At 64.7% G+C, this 14,416-nt stretch carries 14 protein-coding genes; 6 read left to right on the top strand and 8 right to left on the bottom strand.

Features of this window, described 5'->3' with window-relative positions:
- Positions 1-135: 135 nt before the first annotated feature.
- The 4 genes from BLW83_RS06400 to hisA form a co-directional block, all read right to left on the bottom strand.
- A complete protein-coding gene (locus BLW83_RS06400) occupies positions 136-630 on the bottom strand; it encodes a hypothetical protein (RefSeq protein WP_245728656.1) in 495 nt (164 codons plus the stop codon).
- A complete protein-coding gene (locus BLW83_RS06405; protein ID WP_090846759.1) occupies positions 627-2,273 on the bottom strand; it encodes a CTP synthase in 1,647 nt (548 codons plus the stop codon). The genes BLW83_RS06400 and BLW83_RS06405 overlap by 4 nt, the downstream gene beginning before the upstream one ends.
- 147 nt (positions 2,274-2,420) lie before the next feature.
- On the bottom strand, positions 2,421-2,933 hold the full coding sequence (secG, locus tag BLW83_RS06410; protein ID WP_090846761.1) for a preprotein translocase subunit SecG: 513 nt from the start codon (positions 2,931-2,933) through the stop codon (positions 2,421-2,423).
- A 136-nt stretch (positions 2,934-3,069) separates the two neighbouring features.
- A complete protein-coding gene (gene hisA, locus BLW83_RS06415; protein ID WP_090846763.1) occupies positions 3,070-3,786 on the bottom strand; it encodes a 1-(5-phosphoribosyl)-5-[(5-phosphoribosylamino)methylideneamino]imidazole-4-carboxamide isomerase in 717 nt (238 codons plus the stop codon).
- Between the two features lie 156 nt (positions 3,787-3,942).
- On the opposite strand from hisA, the gene BLW83_RS06420 reads away from it, so the two are divergent.
- Positions 3,943-4,329, top strand: coding sequence for a DUF2147 domain-containing protein (locus BLW83_RS06420; protein WP_090846765.1), 387 nt, complete (start codon positions 3,943-3,945; stop codon positions 4,327-4,329).
- Positions 4,330-4,407: 78 nt separating this feature from the next.
- Here BLW83_RS06420 and edd read toward each other — a convergent pair whose 3' ends face one another.
- The 3 genes from edd to BLW83_RS06435 form a co-directional block, all read right to left on the bottom strand.
- Positions 4,408-6,210, bottom strand: a complete 1,803-nt coding sequence (gene edd / locus BLW83_RS06425) for a phosphogluconate dehydratase (protein ID WP_090846767.1) — start codon at positions 6,208-6,210, stop codon at positions 4,408-4,410.
- Positions 6,211-6,401: 191 nt separating this feature from the next.
- Positions 6,402-7,667: an ATP-dependent Clp protease ATP-binding subunit ClpX gene (gene clpX, locus BLW83_RS06430; RefSeq protein WP_090846769.1), complete on the bottom strand. Its 1,266-nt coding sequence runs from the start codon at positions 7,665-7,667 to the stop codon at positions 6,402-6,404.
- Between the two features lie 187 nt (positions 7,668-7,854).
- The gene (locus tag BLW83_RS06435) at positions 7,855-8,484 is read right to left on the bottom strand and encodes an ATP-dependent Clp protease proteolytic subunit (protein ID WP_090846771.1); all 630 of its coding nucleotides are present in this window, start codon (positions 8,482-8,484) and stop codon (positions 7,855-7,857) included.
- A gap of 139 nt (positions 8,485-8,623) precedes the next feature.
- Here BLW83_RS06435 and pth point away from each other — a divergent pair, with 139 nt between their 5' ends.
- The 5 genes from pth (at position 8,624) to BLW83_RS06460 (ending at position 13,110) form a co-directional block, all read left to right on the top strand.
- Positions 8,624-9,313, top strand: a complete 690-nt coding sequence (gene pth, locus BLW83_RS06440; RefSeq protein ID WP_090847522.1) for an aminoacyl-tRNA hydrolase — start codon at positions 8,624-8,626, stop codon at positions 9,311-9,313.
- A gap of 39 nt (positions 9,314-9,352) precedes the next feature.
- Complete coding sequence (locus BLW83_RS06445) at positions 9,353-9,721, top strand: DUF2237 family protein (protein ID WP_090846773.1); 369 nt, start codon at positions 9,353-9,355, stop codon at positions 9,719-9,721.
- A 20-nt stretch (positions 9,722-9,741) separates the two neighbouring features.
- Positions 9,742-11,142, top strand: coding sequence for a sulfatase-like hydrolase/transferase (locus BLW83_RS06450; RefSeq protein ID WP_090846775.1), 1,401 nt, complete (start codon positions 9,742-9,744; stop codon positions 11,140-11,142).
- Positions 11,143-11,212: 70 nt separating this feature from the next.
- The gene (locus tag BLW83_RS06455; protein ID WP_245728657.1) at positions 11,213-12,214 is read left to right on the top strand and encodes a formylglycine-generating enzyme family protein; all 1,002 of its coding nucleotides are present in this window, start codon (positions 11,213-11,215) and stop codon (positions 12,212-12,214) included.
- A gap of 137 nt (positions 12,215-12,351) precedes the next feature.
- Positions 12,352-13,110, top strand: a complete 759-nt coding sequence (locus BLW83_RS06460) for a sulfotransferase (RefSeq protein WP_143042755.1) — start codon at positions 12,352-12,354, stop codon at positions 13,108-13,110.
- A gap of 45 nt (positions 13,111-13,155) precedes the next feature.
- Here BLW83_RS06460 and trpB read toward each other — a convergent pair whose 3' ends face one another.
- On the bottom strand, positions 13,156-14,382 hold the full coding sequence (gene trpB / locus BLW83_RS06465) for a tryptophan synthase subunit beta (RefSeq protein ID WP_090846781.1): 1,227 nt from the start codon (positions 14,380-14,382) through the stop codon (positions 13,156-13,158).
- Positions 14,383-14,416 lie beyond the last annotated feature (34 nt).

Here is a 14,416-nt window from a genome sequence, read left to right on the forward strand (position 1 = left end):
CATCGGGCGCGCCGTTTTCGTTTCGGCGGTGACGATCTGTCAGGGCGGTGCCGGCGTCGGCGCCGTGTCAGGGTATTTGGGCCAGAAAGAAGCGCGCGTTCGGAGCCGGGCGGCGGCGTGGTCACGGGGCTGGGGTCAGCGCAAAAGCGCCTCGGCGCAGGTTTTTGTCATGCCAAAGGCGATGCCGCCGGCGGTTTCAGCCACTGTCCCGCACCAGACGCCTTGCGGTGAAAACAGCGATTTCGTTCGGCCGCCGCCGGGGCGATAGGCAATGCGGCGGCCGCGAAGGTCGAACAGGTTCAGCGTGCCGCCGTTCCGGGTGTAATAGCCGACCGCATCGTCCCCGGCCCAGATCGAGCGGCCGCCGCCGGGCAGGTTCGCGGGGTTGTCGGGGGCGTTGGCGCGGATGCCGGGTCCGTTCCCCGGCGCGGCGGCGCTGTTGCCGGGCGCATGGGGCAGGTTCCCGGCCCGCGCCGGCTGATTGGCGGGCGCGCCGGGGCCAAGATCAAAGGGCATCTGCGACGGCTCGACGATGAACAGCGGCGCGTCGGCGCGGGCAGCGGGGGTCGCCAGCAGCGACAGGATCAGCAGGGCAGGGGCCAGCAGCATGGGGGCGGCCCGCAGGCTCACACCATGCGTTCCTGTTCCTTGGCGGCGCGGACGAAATCGGCAAACAGCGGCGCCGGGGCAAAGGGCTTGGATTTCAGTTCCGGGTGGGCCTGCACGCCGATGAACCACGGGTGGTCCGCAAGCTCGACCACCTCGGGCAGGCGGTCGTCGGGGGACATGCCAGAAAACACCATCCCCGCCGCCTCAAGCTGGTCGCGATAGCTTACGTCGACCTCGTAGCGGTGGCGGTGGCGGTCCTCGATTTCCGTCGCGCCGTCATAGACCCGGCTGATCAGCGACCCGGGTTTGAGCACCGCGGTATAGGCCCCCAGCCGCATGGTGCCGCCCTTGGCGTCGTCGGGCTTGCGTTCCACCTTGCGGTTGCCCTGCACCCATTCCTTGAGGTGATAGACCACCGGCGTGCAGCGCCCGCTGTCGGCCGCGGGGTCGAATTCCTGCGAGCCAGCGTCGCTGATGCCGGCGAGGTTGCGCGCGGCCTCGATCACCGCGGTCTGCATCCCCAGGCAGATGCCCAGAAAGGGCACGCGTTTTTCGCGGGCGTATTGCGCGGCGGCGATCATGCCCTCGGTCCCGCGCTCGCCAAAGCCGCCGGGCACGATGATGCCGTGATACCCGTCCAGCAGGTGGCTGCCGTCGTCCTGTTCCAGATCCTCGGCGGCGATCCATTCGGGGCGCACCCGCACCCGGTTGGCCATGCCGCCATGGGTCAGCGCCTCGGACACGGATTTATACGCGTCCTCAAGCTCGGTGTATTTGCCGACCACGGCGATGCGAACCTCGCCCTCGGCATGGGTCAGCCGGTCCATCACGTCTTCCCAGCGCGACAGGTCGGGGCGCGGGGCGGGGCTGATCCGGAACGCGTCCAGCACCGCCCGGTCCAGCCCGGCGCGGTGATAGGCCAGGGGCGCCTCGTAGATGGACTTGAGGTCATAGGCGGGGATCACCGAATCGGGCCGCACGTTGCAAAACAGCGCGATCTTGGCGCGCTCGCGGTCGGGGATCAGTTGTTCAGAGCGGCAGACCAGCACATCGGGCTGCAAGCCGATCGAGCGCAGCTCTTTGACGGAATGCTGGGTGGGCTTGGTCTTGAGCTCACCGCTGGCCGCAAGCCAGGGCAGCAGCGTCAGATGCATCAGGATGACCTTGCCGCGCGGGCGTTCCTGCCCGAACTGGCGGATCGCCTCGAAGAAGGGCAGCCCCTCGATGTCGCCGACGGTGCCGCCGATCTCGCACAGCATGAAATCGACCTCATCCTCGCCGATGGCAAGGAAGTCCTTGATTTCGTTGGTGACGTGCGGAATGACCTGGATGGTCTTGCCCAGATATTCGCCGCGGCGTTCCTTGTCCAGCACGTTGGAATAGACGCGCCCGGCGCTGATCGTGTCGCTGCGCCGCGCCGAGACGCCGGTGAAACGCTCGTAATGGCCAAGGTCCAGGTCGGTCTCGGCGCCGTCGTCGGTGACAAAGACCTCGCCATGTTCAAAGGGCGACATGGTGCCGGGATCGACGTTCAGATAGGGGTCCAGCTTGCGCAGCCGCACCGTATAGCCGCGCGCCTGCAACAGCGCCCCCAGTGCGGCGGATGCCAGCCCCTTGCCCAGCGAGGACACGACACCGCCGGTGATGAAGATATAGCGCGCCATTCATGGTCCCCGTGATCGTCTAGGCAATGCGGAACTGGCCCGGTTGGCCGGCATCACGGGACCCGGCCTATAGCCGATTCTTCGCAAAACCGCAACGGACACAGCTTGTTGTTTCAAGGGCGCGAAAGGCGCCCCCATGTCTGTCGGTCAGTTGGCCGGCGGCGTGACCGGCGCGTCCTGGCCGGTTGATTCGCTGGCATCCGCGGCGGGTTCGGCAGGGGCGGGCGGTGCCACGGGTCCGTCGGCCGCCGGGGCCTCGGTGATGGTTTCGGCGGGTTCGGTCGCTGCGGGTTCGGTCGCGGCGGGGGCTGATCCCGGCGGCAGCACCGGCTGGCCCACGCCGGGCGGCGGCGCATAGGTCGGCAGGTTCGGCAGGTTCCCCGCCGGGGCCGAGGGCGCTGCCGGGCTGATCCGGTCCACCACCGAACCGCCCACCGAATTGCGCGCCGCGATCACGGTCAGGGCGATCGAGGTGACAAGAAAAGCCGAGGCGATGATCCAGGTGCCGCGAGTCAGCGCGTTCGCCGCCTGCCGCCCGCTCATGACGTTGCCGCCGCTGCCGCCGATGCCAAGTCCGCCACCCTCGGATCGCTGAAGCAGCACGATGCCGATCAGCAGCAGCGCAAGGATGAGATGCACGGTCAGGACGACGTTTTCCACGGGGCGGCAGCCTTATCTTTTCGGACCGCTGTTATCTATTCAGAGCACTCGCGGAAGGCAAGCGATGCTTCCCGCGACAAGGAGCGGCGGCGGAGTTCTTCCTTGTGAAAATATCCTGCACCGACGGCGCCCGATGTCAGGCCAGCGCCGCCAGCGCCTGCGTCAGGTCGATGGCGCCGTCGTAAAGCGCCCGCCCGGAAATCGCCCCTGCGATCACGCCGCTGTCGCGCAGCTCGGTCAGGTCGGACAGTTGCGACACCCCGCCCGAAGCAATCACCGGGATCGAGACCGCCCGCGCCAGCGCCTCGGTCGCGGCGACATTCGGTCCCTGCATGGCGCCGTCGCGGTCGATGTCGGTATAGATGATCGCGGCGACCCCGGCATTTTCAAAGCTGCGGGCCAGTTCGGTGGCCATCACCTTGGTTTCTTCGGCCCAGCCGCGGGTGGCGACGCGGCCCCCGCGCGCGTCGATGCCCACCGCGATGCGGCCCGGGAAACGCTGTGCGGCCTGGGTTACCAGATCGGGGTTCTCGACCGCCACCGTGCCCAGGATCACCCGGCGCACGCCGCGATCGAGCCAGAAGCCGATGGTGTCCATGTCGCGGATGCCGCCGCCCAGCTGCACCGGGATCGACACCGCGGCAAGGATCGATTCGACCGCGGCCGCGTTCACCGGCCGCCCGGCAAAGGCGCCGTTCAGGTCGACCAGATGCAGCCAGCGCGCGCCCGCTTGCTGGAACGCCAGCGCCTGCGCCGCCGGGTCGGTGCCGAACACCGTCGCCGCATTCATGTCGCCGCGCAGCAGCCGCACGCAGTTGCCGTCCTTGAGGTCGATGGCGGGATAAAGGATCATGTCGCGCTCCGTTCAGCCGTGGCGGGTTGCCCGCGTCCATGCCACAGAGGCGCGGGCCGGGAAAGCCCGCGCGGGCCGGGGGCGCGACCTCACGTCATGCTTGCCAGATCGCGGGCGCCGCTGCCAAATCCCTTGGAGGGAACTGGAGGAAATCCAATGCGGACCATCTTGCTGGCGGGCGTTCTGGCGCTTGCGGGGGGCGCGGCACTTGCCGCCGACCCGATCGAGGGCATCTGGCAGACCCAGCCCGACGAGGGCTCGGTGGCGCTGGTGCAGATTGCGCCCTGCGGGGCGGCGTTCTGCGGCACCATCACGCGCACCTTCAAAGGGACCGAGGAATACCGATCGCCCAATATCGGCAAGCAGATCGTCATCGACATGGCACCCGCGGGCGGGGGCGCCTATGCCGGCAAGGTGCTGCGCCCGGCCGACAACAAGATCTATACCGGCAAGGCCAGCGTCAGCGGCACCGCGATGAAGCTGTCGGGTTGCGTCGCGGGCGGGCTGATCTGCAAGTCGCAAAGCTGGACCAAGCTGAAATAGCGGGGCGCTGGTGGCGCGGCCGGAGCGGGGGTTTTCCACCCCCGCACCCCCGGAGGATATTTAAATGATGAAGAAACACTAGAACAGGACGCTCGCCCCTTCGTCGGCGGCCGAGGCATTGGCGCGGAACAGGGCGAAAAGCTCGCGGCCCAGCCCTTCCTGATTGGCAGAGAGATCTGCGGGGGCGGCGGGGCGGTCGGCGAAACCCGGCGTCAGGCAGTCGAGCGTGCCGGTGATCGCGTCCAGTCGCAGCACATCGCCGTCGCGTAGTTGCGCCAGCGGGCCGCCGGCGGCGGCCTCGGGCGTGCAGTGGATCGCGGCCGGCACCTTGCCCGAGGCCCCCGACATCCGCCCGTCGGTCAGCAGCGCCACCCGCAGCCCGCGGTCGAGCAGCACCGACAGCAGCGGCGTCAGCGTGTGCAACTCGGGCATGCCGTTGGCGCGAGGGCCCTGAAAGCGGACGACGACGACGCAGTCGCTGGTGAGCTCGCCCGCCTGGAACGCCGCCTTGACCTGCGCCTGATCGGTAAAGATGCGGGAAGGGGCCTCGATCACATGCAGCTCGGGCTTGACGGCAGAGACCTTGATGACCGCGCGGCCGAGATTGCCGGTCAGCATGTGCAGCCCGCCGGTCGCCGCAAAGGGCGCGGCCATGGGGCGCAGGATGCGGTCGTTCAGGGTCTCGCGCGCGCCCGCAACCCATTCGGCCCGCCCGTCCGTCAGCCTTGGTTCCCGGCGGTAGCGGTCGAGCCCCGGCCCGACGATGGTGCGCACGTCCCCATGCAGCAGCCCCGCGTCGAGCAGCTGCGCGATCATGAACCCCAGCCCCCCGGCGGCGTGGAAATGGTTCACATCCGCCAGCCCGTTCGGATAGACCCGGGCCAGCAGCGGCACCACCGCGCTGATTTCATGAAAATCTTGCAAATCCAGCAAGATACCCGCCGCCCGCGCCATTGCCGGCAGGTGGATGACGTGGTTGGTGGACCCGCCGGTCGCCATCAGCCCGACGATCCCGTTGACCAGGGCGCGCTCGTCCAGGATCGCGCTCACGGGGGTGTAGTCGGGGCCAAGCGCGGTGATTTCGGCAGCGCGATGGACCCCGGCCGCGGTCAGCGCCTCGCGCAGGGGGGTGCCGGGGTTGACGAAGCTCGATCCGGGCAGTTGCAGGCCCATGAACTCCATCAGCATCTGGTTTGAGTTGGCGGTGCCGTAGAATGTGCAGGTGCCGGGCGCGTGATATGAGGCCATCTCGGCCGCCATCAGCGCCTCGCGCCCGATATGCCCGGCGGCGAATTCCTGCCGCACCCGGGCCTTTTCGTCGTTGGGCAGGCCCGAGGGCATGGGGCCGCCGGGCAGGAACACCGCCGGCACATGCCCGGCGGTTGCGGCGGCAATCACCAGCCCCGGCACGATCTTGTCGCAGATCCCCAGCCAGACCGCGGCGTCATAGGCGTCGTGGGACATGGCGACGGTGGCGGCCAGCGCGATCACGTCGCGGGAAAACAGCGACAGCTCCATCCCCGCGCGGCCCTGGGTCACGCCGTCGCACATGGCGGGAACGCCGCCCGCCACCTGCGCGGTGGCGCCGGCGGCATGGGCGGCGCGGCGGATCAGCTCGGGATAATGCTCATAGGGCTGATGCGCGGAAAGCATGTCGTTATAGGCGGTGACGATGCCGATATTCGGGCGCCTCGTGGTGGCGAAATCCTGCTTGTCGTCCATCGCAGCATAGGCGTGGGCCTGATTGCTGCACGACAGATGGGTGCGGCGCGGGCCGTCCTCGGCCGCGCGGGCAACCCGGGCCAGATAGGCGGCGCGGCCGGTGGCAGAGCGCTGGCGGATGCGGTCGGTGACGCGCTCGATGACGGGATGCAGGGCCATGGCGTTATTCCGCTTGCGAGGCAGTTGCGGAACTGTAGCGCGTTAGCGTTAACGGGGCAAATGTGGAATCGCCAGCATACGTCCGGCCGGGGCGGGTTCCCCCCGCGCACGGCCGTGCTTGCGCGACTTTGCCCGCCCGATGGCCGGAAAGTGGCGGGTTTGCGCCGCCGCGTTCCCGATCAATCGGCGGCTCAGCCAGCGGCGGCCGAGTCTTTTTTCGCGTCGGCGTGGATTTGCAGCGGCCGGGCCGAGGGGTTTTCCACCGCCTCTTCGTTCACCACGATCTCGGTCACGCTGTCCAGCCCGGGCAGTTCGAACATGCTGTCCAGCAGGATGTCCTCCATGATCGAGCGCAGGCCGCGGGCGCCGGTCTTGCGCTTGATGGCGCGGCGGGCGATCGCTTTCAGCGCGTCGTCGGTAAAGGTAAGCTTGACGTCCTCGAGGTCGAACAGCCGCTGATACTGCTTGACCAGCGCGTTTTTCGGCGTGGTCAGGATCGTGATCAGCGCGTCCTCGTCCAGATCGGTCAGCGTGGCGATTACCGGCAGGCGGCCGACGAATTCGGGGATCAGGCCGAATTTCAGCAGATCCTCGGGTTCCAGATCCTTGAAGATCTCGCCCACGCCGCGGTCGTCCTGTTCCTTGACCGAGGCGCCGAAACCGATGGCGCTGCCCTTGTTGCGCTGCGCGATGATCCGGTCGAGACCGGCAAAGGCGCCGCCGCAGATGAACAGGATGTTCGTGGTGTCCACTTGCAGGAATTCCTGCTGCGGATGCTTGCGCCCGCCCTGCGGGGGGACGCTGGCGACCGTGCCCTCCATGATCTTCAAGAGCGCCTGCTGCACACCCTCGCCCGAGACGTCGCGTGTGATTGAGGGGTTGTCGGACTTGCGGGTGATCTTGTCGACCTCGTCGATATAGACGATGCCGCGCTGCGCCCGTTCGACGTTGTATTCGCTGGCCTGCAACAGCTTGAGAATGATGTTTTCCACATCCTCGCCGACGTAACCTGCCTCGGTCAGCGTGGTGGCGTCGGCCATGGTAAAGGGCACGTCGAGAATCCGCGCCAGCGTCTGCGCCAGCAGGGTCTTGCCGCAGCCGGTAGGGCCGATCAGCAGGATGTTCGACTTGGCCAGTTCGATGTCGGATTTCGAACTGTGGTTCAGCCGCTTGTAGTGGTTGTGGACCGCGACCGACAGCACCCGCTTGGCGTGTTCCTGGCCGATCACGTAATCGTCCAGCACCGACATGATCTCGCGCGGGCTGGGAACGCCTTCGCCGGTCTTGAGTCCGGCGCTTTTGGTTTCCTCGCGGATGATGTCCATGCAGAGTTCGACGCATTCATCGCAGATGAACACGGTCGGGCCCGCGATCAGCTTGCGGACCTCGTGCTGGCTCTTGCCGCAAAAGCTGCAATAGAGCGTGTTCTTGCTGTCGCCGCCGGGCTGGTTTGCCATCGTCGTCATCCTTGCCTTGTCTGGGCCGCGCGGAATCTTCCGCCGCGCGGTTCGGCGCATCCTGTCGGTTCCGCCCATGTTAGGGGGGGCGGCGTCTGGTCACAATCCCGCATTTCAGCACGCGATTCCACGGGTCCGCGTTTCCGGCCGGGCGATCTGCGTCGCTCTGGCCGGTTGCACCGCCGGCTCAGCTCTCGGGCACGGCCTTGCCGCGCGCCGCGAGGATTTCGTCGATCAGCCCCCAGTCCTTTGCCTCGTCGGGGGACATGAAGCGGTCGCGTTCCAGCGCCTCTTCGACCTCGGCCAGGGTGCGGCCGGTGTGCTGCACATAGATCTCGTTCAGGCGCAGCTTGAGCTTTTCGGTCTCGCGCGCGTGGATCAGGATGTCCGAGGCGGTGCCCTGGAACCCGCCCGAGGGCTGGTGCACCATGATCCGGCTGTTGGGCAGCGAATAGCGCGCGCCTTTTTCCCCGGCAGCCAGCAGCAGCGAGCCCATCGAGGCCGCCTGACCGATTACCAGCGTCGAGATCCGGGGGCGGATATATTGCATCGTGTCATAGATCGACAGCCCCGCCGTCACCAGCCCGCCGGGGCTGTTGATATACATGCTGATGTCCTTGGACGGGTTTTCCGCCTCGAGAAACAGCAGCTGCGCGCTGATCAGCGTCGCCATCCCGTCATGCACCGGCCCGGACAGAAAGATGATCCGTTCCTTGAGCAGGCGCGAAAAGATGTCATAGGCGCGTTCGCCCCGGCTGGTCTGTTCCACGACCATCGGGACGAGCGTATTCATGTAGTATTCTGCCGGATCCTGCATCTGCCCTGCCCGTTGCCTGATTTTCGATTCGCCGCCATGCGTCCTTGAACGCATCTCTCATAGCCGCGATGTGTTGACAGAGTCTTAGTTACGGGCGACGCCCGCCGCAAGGGATGGGGTGAAAGCGCTGAAAATGCCGATGATATTGATGGTGGGGCTGGGAAACCCCGGTGCGAAATACGCCGGCAACCGGCATAATGTCGGTTTCATGGCGGTGGACCGGATCGCAGCCGACCATGGTTTCGGCCCGTGGAAGGCGCGGTTCCAGGGGCTTGCGGCCGAGGGGCGGCTGGGCGACCGGCGCGTGGTGCTGCTCAAGCCGCAGGGCTATATGAACCTGTCGGGCCAGTCGGTGGGCGAGGCGATGCGTTACCTCAAGCTGACCCCGGCCGAGGTGGTGGTGCTGCATGATGAGCTCGACCTTGCCCCCGGGGTCTGCCGGCTGAAATCCGGGGGCGGGCATGCGGGCCACAACGGGCTGCGCTCGATCCACCAGCATATCGGCGAGGGCTATCGGCGCCTGCGCATCGGCATCGGCCACCCCGGCCACAAGGACCGGGTGACCGGCCATGTGCTGTCCGATTTCGCCAGGGCCGAACAGCCGATGCTGGACGATTTGCTGCGCGGCATTTCGGACGGGGCCGCGGCGCTGGCCGCAGGCGACGGCGCCGCCTTTGGCATGGCGCTGGCGGCGCGGATGGCGCCGCCGAAATCCTCGCGACCGGCCGCACCTTCGGTTCAGGCGAGCCCGGCCCAAGCCGCCCCCTCTGCCCCGGAGCCCCGCACCATGACCGACCGGCTCAGATCGCTTGCCGACCGGTTCCGCTAGGCGGCTTTTCCCGGTCCTGCGGCAACGAAAGGAACCCAGATGGAACCCTCAATCAACGTTCTCGGTCAGCGGCTCAGGCCCTGTTCCACCGACCCGCTGACCGGATTCTATCGCAACGGCTGCTGCGACACCGGACCCGGGGACCGCGGCAGCCATACGGTCTGCGTCATCGTCACCGCCGAGTTCCTGGCGCTGTCAAAATATCTGGGCAACGACCTGTCCACACCGCGGCCGGAATTCCGCTTTCCGGGGCTGAAACCCGGCGACCGCTGGTGCCTTTGCGCCGCGCGTTTCCTGCAAGCGGCCGAGGAATTCGCCGCGCCCAAGGTCGTGCTGGACGCCACCCACGCAAGCGCCACCCGGATCGTGCCGCTGGAACTGTTGCGCGCTCATGCCGCAGATGTATGAAGTTGCCGGGATGAATATTCATGTCCGGGCGTTTGCCCGATTGCTGGAAAGAGCATGTTTTGACCAGAAAAAATATTCTGTTGATCAGTTTTGATGATGCCGTGGCCCCCTGGCCCTACAAGACAGTATTCAACGAGCCGCTGCGGACGCCCAATCTGGATCGGCTTTGCGAAATATCGACGGCATTTCATGCAGCCTACGCCCAGGCCCCTATTTGCGGACCTTCGCGCGCCAGCATGATGACCACACTGATGCCGCATGAAACCGGCATTCTCGACAACGAAGTATACGCATTCGATCGGTTCAGCCCCCAATCGATCTGGACCTATCTGCTGAACTCGGGGGGGTATTACTGCTCGTCCGGCGGCAAGGTGCATCACGGTTATCGGCCGCTGAAGCCAGAAAATCACGATGTCATCTATTCCGATGGCAGAAAGAAGTTCCAGGACGACATGGGTTTGCCCAAAGAGCTTCGCAAGCGAAGCAAGGCGTTTGGTGGATTCAGAAGGGGCTGGGGAACGCCCGACGGAACTGATGACGATTTCTATTACGATGCAAAATCTGCCGATTCCGCAATAAAATTCCTGACCGACTATGACGGCGATCAGCCGTTTTACCGCGAGGTCGGATTCTTCAGTCCGCATGTGCCATGCGCGACCCCGGCAAGATTCAAGCGGATGTATGACGCCTCGAATCTACGTCGGCCGCAGGAGTGGAATGGTCATGTTCCGGAAAACGATTATATTGCCTCGACTTTTCCGGAAAATGAAGATTTTCGTTCCGAACAATATTGGCAGGACAGTATCCGGAATTATTTCTCGGCCTATAGTCACGGGGATTACCACTTCGGCCGGGTGATGGATGCGCTGAAAAATTCTAGACATGCGCAGAATACCATTGTCGTTGTAGTTTCGGATCACGGCTTCCATCTCGGGAACCGCAATCTGTTCAGAAAAACCACCTTATGGGAGCAGTCGCTTCGGGTTCCGTTCATTATCTTTGATCCGGAAAATCCGGTTGGTCAGGAAATCCACGACCCCGTTGCGCTGATCGACCTTGGCCCCACCGTGCTTGATTTTGCCGGGATTTCGCCGGCAGGGCGCCGTCACGGACGTTCTCTGCGGCCATTCCTTTCCGGAAAGCGGGATGCAGGTCGGGCTGTCCCGTCTTTCTACAAGAATCATGTTTCCATCAGAAAAGGTGATTACCGAATTATCCGCTATGATGACGGGAGCTTTCAACTTTTCAATGTCGAGACGGATTTCTGGCAGCTCAGAGACCTTGGCACGCAGCACGAACAGTTCGCGCCCATGTATCAGGCCCTGAAGGAATGCTCGGCGGATTGCGGCTTCGATTTCCAGAACGCCGTCAGCGCAGCAGCTGATCCGGCTGCGGGGGGATCTGCCTTGCAATCACCGTGATTACAGCGGTGCCCGGTTCTGTCAGGCCGGCGATCACCATGGGTTTCATCGAACATTTCGGAAAACAGCAATGTCGAAAATGAAAGCGCCTTGTGGCTGTTTGCCGACATCCGACCGCGAGACCGGATCAATCGGCGACATGGTCGCGCCATGTGGCGCATCAGATAGCTTGCGCGCGGCGATATGCGCAGAGATGCGCGAGATTCCGGGCGGTTTTTTCGAGATGGGCACCCCGCGCTCGCGCTATGATGTCGATCTTGACAGCCCGAGACGCCGAATCTGGATCGACACATTTTCCATGGGCGAAACAACAGTGACGAACCGCTTGTTTGCGCGCTTTATTGACGAAAGTGGTTATCGGACCACGGCCGAGCGCGAAGGCTGGTCCTTTGTTTTCGCAAACTTCCTGCCGGATGCCGCCACCTGGCCGAAACACCCGCCGCTGACTCCGTGGTGGCGGCAGGTTTTCGGGGCGGATTGGGCGCATCCCGAAGGCCCTGAAAGCGATATTTCCCGGCGAATGGAACATCCTGTGGTGCATGTTTCGTGGGATGATGCTGCCGCCTTTGCCCGCTTTACCGGCACGCGGCTGCCGTTGGAGGCGCAGTGGGAATATGCGGCCCGCGGAGGGCTTAAGCGCATGAAATTCCCATGGGGCAATGCGCCCGCGTCAGACCCGGTTCACCGCCACAATGTCTGGCAGGGACAATTCCCGAATGGAAACAGTGCAGAAGACGGGTATTGCGGCACAGCACCGGCCCGCAGCTTTCCACCAAATGGGTTCGGTCTTTTCAACATGACCGGAAACATATGGGAATGGGTCGCCGACTGGTTCGGCCCGCTGCCGGCCGCGGAAATGCCGCCGCTACGCAATCCGAAAGGGCCCCAATCCGGCGCTGCCAAAGTCATGCGCGGCGGATCGCATATGTGCCACGATTCATACTGCGCCAGGTATTTCGTGCATTCTCGCACCCATAACACGCCGGACAGCACAACGGGCCACATCGGCTTTCGCCTTGCAAGTGGCCCGACCGGGCGGCGCGCTGTGCTGCATCATCAGTTCGTGGGCTGAACCCCCGACAAGGTCACGTTTCCGGACAATTTTATCGAACCTGCGCGAAGTAATCTTTTCTTAAGGGATTGCGGCGACACTTGCGTGGGCAAGCCAGGGTTGATCTGTGGCCGACGGGGTAAAAAGGGCATGATGACTTGATCAGAACCGACCGACTTTCATCCGCGTTCGTGGTGGTGGCTCAGCCGCGAAGTGGCTCGACCTTGCTTTCGATGGCCCTGCACGCACATCCCGGCATCGTCTGCCATGACGAACTGTTTTCCCGGGACTTTGTCCATGGATACCGCCCCAAGGAATCGCTTGAGCCGCAAGCGGCCAACGGCGTGCTTGCCACGCAGCTTCTGGAAGAACGCAGCAGTGACCCCGAAAAATTTCTGTTCGAGCGGGTGTTTGCCGTTGGGCCACGGTTGCAGGTGGGTTTCAAGGTTGTCTACAGCGACCTGTTCGCCGGGACAGAAACCAGCCAGTTTCTGCGGTCCTTTCTGATCGAAAGCAGAATCCGGGTGATTCATCTTCGGCGGCTCAACATGCTTCGCTGCTTTCTTTCGGTAGAGCGGATGCGCCGGCTTGGCATCACCCACTCGAACCAGCCGGGGCAGAAATCCTGCGGGCGTTTGCACCTCGACTTGCGGGACTTCACCAGATTCATCGTGTCGCAGGATAACAACTGCGATCTGGTCGCCCGTTCCATGAACATCATCGCCAATCCCCGCTACGAAAACCTTCCGCAGGGTTACAACAAGGTGCTGGATGCGCTGGGGGTGCTGCGCCGGCCCTTTGTGGAACATCTTGCACGGCTTTCCGATCAATCGCTAAGCGAGCTTGTCGAAGATGTCGAACTGTTCCGCCCGTTTGATTTCCCCAGACTGCCAGGGTTTGCTGCCTATACCGATTGAGGGATCGGCATCAGCGACGCGCAGTCGCTTTTGCCCATACCGAACCTAACCCTCGATCTGCACGCCTAGATGGCGGGCGACGGTAAAGATGTCCTTGTCGCCGCGGCCGCTGAGGTTCATCACGATCAGGTGATCCTTGGGCAGCGAGGGCGCGATTTTCATCACATGCGCCAGCGCGTGGCAGGGTTCCAGCGCGGGGATGATGCCCTCGATCTCGCAGCATAGCGTGAATGCGGCCAGCGCCTCGGTGTCGGTGACGCTGACATATTCGGCGCGGCCGATGTCGTGCAGCCAGGCGTGTTCGGGGCCGATGCCCGGATAATCCAGCCCGGCGCTGATCGAGTGACCTTCGAGGATCTGGCCGTCCTCGTCCTGCAACAGATAGGTGCGGTTGCCGTGCAGCACGCCGGGGCGGCCGCCCGAAAGGCTGGCGCAATGCTGCATGGTCTCGTCCACGCCCTTGCCGCCGGCCTCGACCCCGATGATGCGCACCGAGCGGTCGTCGAGGAACGGGTGGAACAGCCCCATCGCGTTCGAGCCGCCGCCGATTGCGGCGACCAGCGTGTCGGGCAGGCGGCCCTCGGCTTCCATCAACTGCGCCCTGGTTTCACGCCCGATGATGGTCTGGAAATCGCGGACCATTGCCGGATAGGGATGCGGGCCGGCCACGGTGCCGATGCAATAGAAAGTGTCGCGCACGTTGGTCACCCAGTCGCGCAGCGCGTCGTTCATCGCGTCCTTCAACGTGCCGCGGCCCGATTGCACCGGGATCACCTCGGCCCCCAGCAGCTTCATGCGGAACACGTTGGGCTGTTGGCGGCGCACGTCCTCGGCGCCCATGTAGACCACGCATTTCAGCCCGAAACGCGCGCAGACGGTGGCGGTGGCCACCCCGTGCTGGCCGGCGCCGGTTTCCGCGATGATGCGGGTCTTGCCCATGCGCCGCGCCAGCAGGATCTGGCCCAGCACGTTGTTGATCTTGTGGCTGCCGGTGTGGTTCAGTTCCTCGCGCTTGAGATAGATTTTCGCGCCGCCCAGATGCGCGGTCAGCCGCTCGGCGAAATACAGCGGCGAGGGGCGGCCGACGTAATGTTTCCACAGATCGTCCATCTCGGCCCGGAACTGCGGGTCGGTCTTGGCGCGCTCATATTCCGCTTGCAGGTCAAGGATCAGCGGCATCAGGGTTTCGCTGACGAAGCGCCCGCCGAAGATGCCGAAGCGGCCGCGGTCGTCGGGTCCGGTCGTGTAGCTGTTGATGAGTTCTTCGGCCATGGTGCTGCTCTCCCGCGCGGCTGAGGGGGCCTGC

The organism is Paracoccus alkenifer (genome assembly GCF_900108405.1).
Lineage (GTDB): Bacteria > Pseudomonadota > Alphaproteobacteria > Rhodobacterales > Rhodobacteraceae > Paracoccus > Paracoccus alkenifer.

What these genes read in the sequence shown, in the direction of transcription:
- BLW83_RS06405 (WP_090846759.1), bottom strand. Translation starts at nt 2,273, where the DNA reads ATGGCGCGCTATATCTTCATCACCGGCGGTGTCGTGTCCTCGCTGGGC.
- hisA (WP_090846763.1), bottom strand. Translation starts at nt 3,786, where the DNA reads ATGATCCTTTATCCCGCCATCGACCTCAAGGACGGCAACTGCGTGCGG.
- BLW83_RS06420 (WP_090846765.1), top strand. Translation starts at nt 3,943, where the DNA reads ATGCGGACCATCTTGCTGGCGGGCGTTCTGGCGCTTGCGGGGGGCGCG.
- edd (WP_090846767.1), bottom strand. Translation starts at nt 6,210, where the DNA reads ATGGCCCTGCATCCCGTCATCGAGCGCGTCACCGACCGCATCCGCCAG.
- clpX (WP_090846769.1), bottom strand. Translation starts at nt 7,667, where the DNA reads ATGGCAAACCAGCCCGGCGGCGACAGCAAGAACACGCTCTATTGCAGC.
- BLW83_RS06435 (WP_090846771.1), bottom strand. Translation starts at nt 8,484, where the DNA reads ATGCAGGATCCGGCAGAATACTACATGAATACGCTCGTCCCGATGGTC.
- pth (WP_090847522.1), top strand. Translation starts at nt 8,624, where the DNA reads ATGATATTGATGGTGGGGCTGGGAAACCCCGGTGCGAAATACGCCGGC.
- BLW83_RS06445 (WP_090846773.1), top strand. Translation starts at nt 9,353, where the DNA reads ATGGAACCCTCAATCAACGTTCTCGGTCAGCGGCTCAGGCCCTGTTCC.
- BLW83_RS06450 (WP_090846775.1), top strand. Translation starts at nt 9,742, where the DNA reads ATGTCCGGGCGTTTGCCCGATTGCTGGAAAGAGCATGTTTTGACCAGA.
- BLW83_RS06455 (WP_245728657.1), top strand. Translation starts at nt 11,213, where the DNA reads ATGTCGAAAATGAAAGCGCCTTGTGGCTGTTTGCCGACATCCGACCGC.
- trpB (WP_090846781.1), bottom strand. Translation starts at nt 14,382, where the DNA reads ATGGCCGAAGAACTCATCAACAGCTACACGACCGGACCCGACGACCGC.